This is a genomic window from Romboutsia sp. BSD2780061687b_171204_C1 (genome assembly GCF_015560225.1).
In the GTDB taxonomy this organism is placed as follows: domain Bacteria; phylum Bacillota; class Clostridia; order Peptostreptococcales; family Peptostreptococcaceae; genus Romboutsia_C; species Romboutsia_C hominis.
In genome coordinates this window covers 1-9,889 of the sequence record NZ_JADMRK010000023.1, presented here as the reverse complement: position 1 = coordinate 9,889, position 9,889 = coordinate 1, and the positions used below count along the sequence as shown (strand labels likewise).

9 protein-coding genes are annotated in these 9,889 nt (G+C 27.3%); 6 read left to right on the top strand and 3 right to left on the bottom strand.

Annotated features, from left to right (window positions below; translation table 11 throughout):
• Positions 1-522: 522 nt before the first annotated feature.
• Together tetB(P) and tetA(P) are read right to left on the bottom strand one after the other, a co-directional pair.
• The gene (gene tetB(P) / locus I2H23_RS14935; RefSeq protein ID WP_055342657.1) at positions 523-2,481 is read right to left on the bottom strand and encodes a tetracycline resistance ribosomal protection protein TetB(P); all 1,959 of its coding nucleotides are present in this window, start codon (positions 2,479-2,481) and stop codon (positions 523-525) included.
• Positions 2,465-3,727 carry a tetracycline efflux MFS transporter TetA(P) gene (gene tetA(P), locus I2H23_RS14930; RefSeq protein ID WP_055342659.1) on the bottom strand — a complete coding sequence of 421 codons (1,263 nt, stop codon included), beginning with the start codon at positions 3,725-3,727 and terminating at the stop codon, positions 2,465-2,467. Before tetA(P) ends, tetB(P) begins: the two co-directional genes overlap by 17 nt.
• Before the next feature lie 844 nt (positions 3,728-4,571).
• Here tetA(P) and I2H23_RS14925 point away from each other — a divergent pair.
• The gene (locus tag I2H23_RS14925) at positions 4,572-5,393 is read left to right on the top strand and encodes a DUF5050 domain-containing protein (protein WP_057551308.1); all 822 of its coding nucleotides are present in this window, start codon (positions 4,572-4,574) and stop codon (positions 5,391-5,393) included.
• Positions 5,394-5,438: 45 nt separating this feature from the next.
• Here I2H23_RS14925 and I2H23_RS14920 read toward each other — a convergent pair whose 3' ends face one another.
• Positions 5,439-5,693, bottom strand: a complete 255-nt coding sequence (locus tag I2H23_RS14920) for a hypothetical protein (RefSeq protein ID WP_207723238.1) — start codon at positions 5,691-5,693, stop codon at positions 5,439-5,441.
• A gap of 256 nt (positions 5,694-5,949) precedes the next feature.
• On the opposite strand from I2H23_RS14920, the gene mobQ reads away from it, so the two are divergent.
• The 5 genes from mobQ to I2H23_RS14895 all read left to right on the top strand — a co-directional run bounded on the left by mobQ (position 5,950) and on the right by I2H23_RS14895 (position 9,659).
• Positions 5,950-7,098 carry a MobQ family relaxase gene (gene mobQ / locus I2H23_RS14915; protein WP_057551315.1) on the top strand — a complete coding sequence of 383 codons (1,149 nt, stop codon included), beginning with the start codon at positions 5,950-5,952 and terminating at the stop codon, positions 7,096-7,098.
• Positions 7,088-7,249, top strand: coding sequence for a hypothetical protein (locus I2H23_RS14910; RefSeq protein WP_155485885.1), 162 nt, complete (start codon positions 7,088-7,090; stop codon positions 7,247-7,249). The genes mobQ and I2H23_RS14910 overlap by 11 nt, the downstream gene beginning before the upstream one ends.
• Positions 7,250-7,362: 113 nt before the next feature.
• Entirely contained in the window at positions 7,363-8,625 is a 1,263-nt protein-coding gene (locus tag I2H23_RS14905) for a hypothetical protein (protein ID WP_057551313.1), read from the top strand.
• 133 nt (positions 8,626-8,758) lie between these two features.
• Entirely contained in the window at positions 8,759-9,085 is a 327-nt protein-coding gene (locus tag I2H23_RS14900; protein ID WP_057551311.1) for a hypothetical protein, read from the top strand.
• A gap of 76 nt (positions 9,086-9,161) precedes the next feature.
• Entirely contained in the window at positions 9,162-9,659 is a 498-nt protein-coding gene (locus I2H23_RS14895; RefSeq protein ID WP_057551310.1) for a hypothetical protein, read from the top strand.
• Positions 9,660-9,889: the final 230 nt, after the last annotated feature.

The following is a 9,889-nucleotide window of genomic DNA, read 5'->3' as shown; positions in this document are numbered from 1 at the left end:
TTCAGTAATTCCAATACGTTCACTCTTTTTTATATATAACTATTCCCTAAATCTAAATTTTAAGATTAGTTATATAGGCCTAGCTATCATATTTCCGAAAAAAAGCACCAAAGTTTGTTCAATATAAGCAATTGCAATGAATGTATCGATTTAAATCGGTAGATTCTTTTTTTGTGCCATAATTGAAATACTGACACTATATAAATCAATCTAGTTATTACAATCAATTGCTTGGTGTCATTAATTAGTGACAACAAGGTCTTAAATTTGCTTATTATTGAAATTTCATAAAATACAGCTATTTCAATGCTTTAGATAATGTTTGGTGCTTTTTTTCGAGAATATGATAGCTAGGCCTATAATATTATACAAATAATCTTTCATTCTCAACATATATACCAATTAGTGCATTAATTTATCATCTATGTACTAATTGGTATTACTAGATTTGAACAAATTTTGGTGCAATTTTGCAGAAAAAACGCAGGTTGGCCTATAAAAATTTAACTTATCTATTTAAATTTAATCTCTAATTGCGTTTAATTTATGAAGCAAATACTCTTTTTTATTCAATGGATCATAAGTTGTTTTTTGGCGTGCTTTTGCAAATCCAGCGGAAACTTCCTTATATCCATAAAATTTTGTCACAAACATTCCCCTACCTTCTGTATATGAAGCTATTTTCATTTTATATTCTTTTGAATTTTCTACTGGAATTAATCCCTTTATTGAGAATTCATCCCCTATAACAATAGGATTATCAAAGGTTGCCCTCATAGTTTCTAAATCCCATACCGCTTTACTTAAAGCATTTTGAGGAATCCTTAACTCAAACTCATGTAATGGCTCTAATAAAACAGTTTGTGCTTTATATAATGCTTCCATGAATACCATAGGTGTCACATTTCTAAAATCTGCTGGAGTGCTGGCTGGACTAAAAAATTCACCACAGCTAAGAGTGACTTTTACATCTGTAACCTCCCATCCAAATAATCCTTGTTTACTTGTCTTAATAACTGCTTCTTCAATTGCATTTTGAAAAGATTTTGGCAATGACCCTACTGAAACATTAGAAATATACCTAAGACCTTCGCCTCTCCCTGCTGGTTCTATTTCTAAGCCTACTGTCGCCCAAAATGGATTTAAGTCTTCCTGCATATGCATTATTGACGCTCCAAAACCTTTAGGTGTTTCCTTATAGATAGTCTCAATATTCGAAAACTCTACTTTTATTCCATATAAATCATCTAACATAGAACTTAGTATTTCCATTTGAACTTCACCGAATAAGTTGACATAAATTTCTTTATCCATGTCATTCATCTCTAATTCTAGTAGTGGATCTTCCTCTGCAAGTAATGTTAATGCTTTAAATAGCTCTGGATTTTTTTCTTTATCAATTGCAGAAATTGTTGTTTTTAATGCTGGTTTAGCTATAGATATATTTTTAATTTTATTATTTGAAATTCCAATAACATCTCCCACTTGGAAACTTGTAAGTCCATATAAAATACCTATATCCCCTGCTTCTATCCTCTGTGCTTCAATAATTACCCCATTTTCTAACCTATTAATTTTCTTTACTTTTTCTGCTATCTCCTTATTAGGTACTTGGATTTTATCTCTTACAGATATTTTTCCTCCAAATAATCTTACATAAACCTTCTTTTCATTTTTACTTGTTCTTTCGATTTTAAACACTACCCCAGATAAATCACTTTCACAATCATCACCTGCAAATGAAAAATAACTACAAATTCCATCTAATAAATCTTCAACTCCAAGTCCAATTGCTGCAGCACCACAAAATACTGGATATAGACTTCCTTCCCTTGCATATAATGAAAGCTTTTCTTGTATTTCTTCTTTATCAGGTTCTATTCCACCAATATATCTTTCTAAAAATGCTTCGTCTAAGTCTGATAAAACATTAATAGCATCATCATTTATTATGCATGTATCAAATAGGTTTTTTATATAAACAGCTTTGCTTCCTGCATCATATACTTCTTGTAATCTAACTACTTTATTGGACATATTCTTCTTTATCTCTTCAAATACTTTATTGAAATTTGCCCCAATTCTATCTAGCTTATTTACAAAAATTATTGTTGGAATGTTTAACTCCTTTAATGTGTCAAATAATATTCTTGTTTGTGACTGAATCCCCTCTACTCCTGATATAACTAGTATTGCTCCATCTAAGCCACTTAATGAACGTTCAACTTCCGAAATAAAATCCACATGTCCTGGAGTATCAACAATATTCACCTTAACATTATTCCAATTAAAAGATATGGTTGACGATTTAATGGTAATTCCTCTCCTACGCTCAAGCTCCATAGAATCCGTCTGTGTATTGCCTAGATCAACTCTTCCAACTGATTTTATAGCTCCACTATAATATAATAAGTTTTCTGTTATAGTTGTTTTTCCTGCATCCACGTGTGCTACGATTCCTATATTAATTATTTTCTTCATAATCAATACCTCCAACTCTATCAACCACCTTTTTATCCATTATCATAGCAACAATATATAACACTAATACCGGTGTTACTAATAACGAAGTACATGCTATACCCATACTTACTGAAATATTTGTAGCTATGATTCCTATAATTGGGCCACCTAAAATTTGACCTAAGGAATTTATTTGTCCATTTATAGAAAGTACAGTAGCTCTGGCCTTGTCATCTATATGTCCATTAAGCCATGCACTAAATATAGGTTCATTTATAGTTCTAAAGGTATTTGTTGCTAAATAAGCTATTAGCATTAAGTTAAAGCTTTTTGTAATAGCAAATATGAACATAAATGATATATAAAATATATTTATACATAATAACAGCTTTCCATTTTGATTCTTATCATCATCCTTAAGCTTCTTTTCCATAAAATGCATTACTATAGCACTCAATATCATTCCTGCAATTCCAAAAATTCCGAACCAAGTCACTGGCTTAAGATTTCCAAGTTTAGGAAGCATAGTATCTTGTAAAAAATGTGCATTAGAAAGTCTATCATAACCTTCACTGGATAATCCATAAAATAAAGTTACTGAAAGCAAAATCATAATTATAGATTTACTTTTTATAAATTTAAGACCAGATTTAAAGGTATATCCCATCTTTTTGAATGTATTTAAATCCTCTGGAGCAGATGGTTTAAAATTATTTTCTGGCATATATAACCATAAAAATAATGCAAGAATTATAAATAAAACTCCACTAACTATAATAGGCAGTCTTACAGAGAAATTAGCTATTACAGTGCTTAGTACTATTCCAATAACCGATCCTATCTGTCCTACTTGTGCTCCCTTTATATAAATTTCATCCAAATCTTTATCTTTCTCTTCTTCCGCAATCCAAGCTTCAACAGATCCACTGATAAAAGTAGAACCTAATCCCCATACAATCTGTGCTGCAAGTATGAAAACGAAACTAGAAATAGAACCTTCTAAAATAAATCCCACTCCTGTTAAAACTGCACCAATAACAATAGATAGTTTACGACTGTACACATCTGCAACTATGCCTGTAGGAATTTCAAATATAAAGCATGCTACTTCTAAAGTAGTTCCAACAAGTATAAGCTGAAGTGGATTTAAATGAACCGTTTCAATGTGATACACTATCATAACTGTAGCTACTAACGAAAAACACATTGCTGTAATAGCTGAAAATAATAAATAAGTTTTATATGCTGAAAGTTTATTAACCATTAATCATCACCATCCTAGTATTTCTTAAAAAATTTGTTTGTTTTTCATAACCTTCATATTTAAATATATAAATCATCAAAATAATCTCCTTAAACAAAAAAAGGCTGTAAATGAATATAATTCACTTACAGCCTCATAATTATATAACCTAAATATAAACATGAAATATAGAACTTTAATTTATATAGCTTATTATTAAGCTATTCAAATTAAAATCTTATACCATATCTATAAATGTAGCAAAAATAGACATAAAAATACTGTGTTTAGAACACAGTTTTCCCATTCTGCAAATAGAGGTGTAACATGCTCATTATAATACTGATTATTTTTAGAGTACACAAATAAACATGGTAATATCAATATTATCAATAATTGATTCTACCACAAATAAACCTTGAGTTATTCAAGATTTTTTCATATACTTTTTAAAATAATCCTTATTCAGTTAGTTTAGTTAAAAACTACCTCTTTGCGCATATTTATAACCCCTTTACATTTATATTTTTCATGTTTATATTTTAGTATAATTACATTATATATAAATTTTTAATTTTCTTCAATGCTTTTACTTTTATATTTATTTTCTTATTACTATTATTATATTTGGAAACGAATACATTAAAACGATTTTAGATATTTTCTTACGAAAAAAATATACTATTCCTAAAAAACACATTTAAAGATATCTAGTAAAAAAGCCCTTAAAGTCCATTTATTTGGATTCTAAGGGCTTTACTTTTATTTAACATAACCCTAAAGTGAATTTTAAGGATTGTTAAAGTAAAAAGATTTTTTATTGCTTTTTGGTACAATCTAAGTACGATTTTTAGGAGGAAATAAAATGATAAATTATGGTAATTTGGTTAATGATAATATTGTTTGTATTGATGAAGATATATACTATAGTAATTTAACTTCAGATGATGGGAAATTATATATGAGAAGTTTAAATTTAGATAAAAAAATAAAACTTTGTGATATACCAGATGTCAAGTATATAACTAAAAAAGAAAATTATATTTATTATACAAGCGCTGCGAATATATACAAGCTAAATCTTGATACTTTACATAATGAAGCAATATTTAGTGGTTCAGAAGATTATGGATGGATAGATGATATGAGTATAGTAAGGAATGAGATGTTTTTCTCTTTAGAAAATACATACAAAATGAATTTAAATACTCAAGAGATAAAAAAAATCGCGGAAAATGCATTTGGTATAAATATTTATAACAACAAAATGTATTATTCGTTAAATGAAGGAAATGGGTTATATGAATTAGATTTGCAAACTAATAAATCCCAAAAACTATCAGATTCTAAAACGAGTTGTCCAGTTATATATGGTGATTTTGTTTACTATATGGATGTTGATGAAAAAGCTTTTTACAAAATGCATTTATTTAACTATGAAAAAGAAAAAGTAACTGATCTAGATGAAGATTTACTTAACTTTAATTTATATGATAAATATATTTATTATAGTGATATGTATTTATTTAGAATCGATATTAAAAGCAATAAAATAGAAAAAATAAGTGATATAGAGGCTGAAAAAATAAATATATTTGATGATCAAATTTGGTTTGTATCATATGAAGATGAATTTAAGTTATACAAAATGGATTTAAAAGGAAAAGATTTAATTTTAATAGATTAATTAATATTTAACTAGTTAAATATTATAGAAAAAATAAGGCTTAAACTAAGCCTTATTTTTTTCTATAAAATTTTCTAACCATAATTTAGATTTTTCATTATCTGTAAAATGATTTTTAAATTCATTGGCTAATTCTGTAGAGGTGATTCCTATACTATCAAATATAGCTCCAATTTCAATTAATCTTTTAGTTCTAGCTTTACGTTCTTTTTCTTTTTCTTTTTGAATAATAGCTTGTTTTTGAGCTTTTAATTGCTTTATTTTTTCTTCAATATCATTTAATTTTTTATTTTTATTCAAAATAAAAACCTCCTAATTTCATTTATAAATGAAATTATAGTATTGAAAAAATAAATTTTCAATACTATAATGAAAGCAAAGTTTATGATGATAAATATATAGTGTAAGATGTTATTGAAAATATAATCCGAAAGGCGCACTTATACACCATAAAAGGTGTGTGCGCTCTTGCAGAGAGCTTTATAAAAATATAAAATATTTTTAAATACAAAATTAATACAAATGTATTAATTATAAAGAAAGGAGATAATATATATTGGCAATATATCATCTATCTACAAAAATAATAAGTAGATCAAAAGGCAAATCTTCAATTGCATCAAGTGCATATCGAAGTGGTGAAAAATTATATAACAAAAGAGATGGATTAATACATGACTATACAAAAAGAAAAGATGTAATCTATAAAGAAATTTTCAAACCAAGTAATGCTCCAAACTGGGTATTAGATAGAGAACAATTATGGAATGAAGTAGAGCAAATAGAAAAAAGTAAAAATAGTCAACTTGCAAGAGAAATAGATATAGCTTTACCAATAGAGCTAAATGAAAAAGAAAGAATTGAATTACTAAGAAAATATGTAATAGATAATTTTTCAAGTAAAGGAATGGTAGCTGACGTAGTGATCCATGACAAAAAAGATGGAAATCCACATAGTCATATCATGTTAACTATGAGACCATTTGAAGAAAATGGAGAATGGGGAGCCAAAGCAAAAAAGGAATATATATTAGATAAAAACGGTAATAAAACTTATAGCAAAAATGGAAATGCAAAATCTAGAAAAATAGAAACTACCAATTGGAATAAAAAAGAAACTCTAGAAAATTGGAGAGCGCAATGGTCTATATATGCTAATAAAGCATTAGAAAAGGCAAATAGAAAAGAAAGAATAGACCATAGAAGTTATAAAGACCGAGGAATAGATAGACTTCCAACAAGACATGAAGGGCCTACTGTAAGAGCTATGGAAAAGAAAGGCATAAAAACAGAAATAGGAGATATCAATAGAAAAATCCAAGAAGAAAATCAAAAGATAGACATAATAGAAAATCAAATTAAGCTATATGAGGAAATGAAGGAACTAGAAAATGAGCGAACTAAAGATAATGGAACTAGAAACAGAAATATTGAAACTAAAGAAGGAGCTAATGAACTCACAGAAGGAATCGGAGGATTTGGCGATAGGGATAGACTTGAAATACGAAAAAGAACTGAAGAACTTAAAAAGATTACTAGAGACAAAAGAGACCAAGATAGAGCAGATAGAGAAGAACTTAGAAAATACAATGAAAGAATTGAGAGAAGAAAGATGGAGATTGCAAGACAGTCATATAAAAAACAAGAATCAGATAGAAGAATTAAACAAAATAACAGGAGCATTGAGACAGGACTTGAACTCTAAAATAGAAAAAGATAAATCTAAATACAAAAAAATAATAATAGCAATTATAGCTGTATTTTTGATACTAAGTGGGTCAATGTCAGTGGTAAAAGGTGATATACATAGAATAAAAAATAAAATAATAGACTTACATGAATATAGAGGTATGTAGGCTAAAAAATCGAAATAAGAAGGAATATAGGCACTATAATAGAGAAGTGCTGAAAAATAGAGAAAGCATATGGTATAATGAAAATGTTATTTGTAATTGGGGGAGGTGAATAAATGGGACAAGTTCTACGAAAAGTAGAAGAATACAAAGATGAAAGCCAAATATATATAAATGCTATTCATGGAAAAAGCAAAGGTTGGATAACTAAAGCTGAAATAAATGAAGGAGTATTTAAACAGTGGCATTACAAGTTAAATCAATTACTAGACATAGATTTTACACAAGAAAATATATACATATCATTAAATACATTTTATAAAACATATAGACGTATAGAAAATTTAAAAGAAATTAATTGTATTCATATGGATCTTGATACATACAAAACTAAATATACAAAAACACAAATACTTATGAATTTAGATGAAAATTACTTTGGAAAGACAATTCCAATACCAAATTTAATAATTGATAGTGGAAGAGGACTATACTTAATATGGTTAATAGAGCCAGTTCCATACATGGCACTACCGCTATGGAAAGCAATAGAAGAATACATATATAAAGAATTAAAAGAGTTTGGAGCAGATAGAATGGCATTAGACCCGACAAGGGTACTAAGAGTTCCAGGAAGTATAAATTCTAAAAGTAATACAATGGTTAAGATATTAGAAACAAATGAATATGTTTATAAATTAAGAGAAATTCAAGAAGAATACTTACCTGAAATACCAAAAAAAGAAAAAGGTAAAGCAACAGCTCCAAAGAAAAGAGGAAGACCTAAAAAAGTAGTTTATGTATTTAATGAAAGATCGTTATATTTAGCAAGAATAACAGATTTAGTGAAGTTATGTGAGTTAAGGAGCTACGATATAGAAGGCGAAAGAGAAATGATACTATTTTTATATAGATATTATTTAAATTATTTCTTTGAAGATGAACAAAAGGCTTTAAATGACACTTTAGAATTAAATATGATGTTTGTAAAGCCGTTGCCGATAAAAGAGACTACAAGGGCAACAGAGAGCGCAGAAAAGGTATATAAAAGCAAGAATAAAGATTATAAATATAAAAATGAAACATTAATAGAACTTTTACAAATAACAGAAGAAGAACAAAAGTATATGACAACTATAATGTCTAAAGATGAAGTTAAGAGAAGGAACAACGAATATAACAAAAGCAAATATAAAATAAAGTTAAAAGAACAAGGTAAGATGACAAAACAAGAGGAATTAAAGATTTTAAGGGAAAAAATAAAAGCCCATAAGGAAGAAGGGCTTAAAAATAAGGATATATCGGATCTATTGAATATTCCTTTAAAAACTTTGAAACGTCATATTACTTATATGAAAAAGAATGGCTTATTGGCGTAAGTCATTCTTTTATTTTATAGTCGTTACGTTGACAATTTAATTTTAGCATGAGAGTATAAAAAAAAAAAGGTCTCATTTTTTTTCAGCTTGTATTATAGGGTACTATGTACCTGTTACTTTTTAGGAGGAGGATATGTTAGATAGTAAGAAGTTATGGTTAAAAATTAGTGGTAGTATTACCTATTATTTAAAGTATTACGATATGGCACTTAGTAATGAAGAGCTTTTAAAAGATTACTTAGAATACACACTTAATGAAGAAGATGGAAAATATCAGTATTTAGATAAACAGACATTTGAATATATAGACTTAGATGATGAAATGGTAGATAAAGCAAAAAAAGCATTTATGGAAAGATTGGAGAAAAGAAGATTGAAAGAGTCTAAAGAAGAAGTCAAAGAAGCAATTCCAATAAAAAATAATGTGGTTAGTTTCTCAAAATATAAAAATAAAAAGTAAAGTGCATTTAGAGGAAATGCACTTTTTTAATACAATAAATACAGTTAATACAACTAATTAAATAGGGGTGAATAGGTTGAATAAAGAAGAATTTAATAAATTGGGAGTAAAGGATCAGATTGATTTTATAAATATAGAGCTTGAAAAAAAGTCATTAACTAAAATAAGTGAGGAAATGAAAGTATCAAGAAAAACATTGAGAAATAGATTTGATAAATTTGGATATGTATATGATAAGCGAAGTAATAAATATATAATAAAATCCATTGAGCAGGACGGAGGAGGATTAAATAATACAATTAATACAAATGTATTATTTGAGAAAATAAAAGGCTTAGAAAGGCAAATGAAGGCTTTAGAAGGCGAAGTAAATAAATTAAAAATAGAATCTAAAGAGATTGGTTTTAATGAAATAGATATAAGAGCTTTAGAAGGTGAAACTGTATCAAGATGTTATAGATTAAATAAAGAAGTACAAAAAGAATTTAGTAAATTTTGCAAAAGAAATTCAAGTTATAAAGTCCAAGATATATTGGGAACTGCTCTAGTAGAATTTATGGAGAAATATAAATAATAAAATAAAGTAAAATACAAAATAAATACAACTGATACAAATATAAATAAAGTTAAATTTATAAAATGATTTATTTATATTGGATTTGGAAAAATTAAAAAAATAAAGTTTCATATAAAACAAAAAAATAAAAAAAGAGTGAACTTAAAGGAGTTCAGTAATTCCAATACGTTCACTCTTTTTTATATATAACTATTCCCTAAATCTAAATTTTAAGATTAGTTATATAG

What these genes read in the sequence shown, in the direction of transcription:
- I2H23_RS14925 (WP_057551308.1), top strand. Translation starts at nt 4,572, where the DNA reads ATGATAAATTATGGTAATTTGGTTAATGATAATATTGTTTGTATTGAT.
- I2H23_RS14905 (WP_057551313.1), top strand. Translation starts at nt 7,363, where the DNA reads ATGGGACAAGTTCTACGAAAAGTAGAAGAATACAAAGATGAAAGCCAA.
- I2H23_RS14900 (WP_057551311.1), top strand. Translation starts at nt 8,759, where the DNA reads ATGTTAGATAGTAAGAAGTTATGGTTAAAAATTAGTGGTAGTATTACC.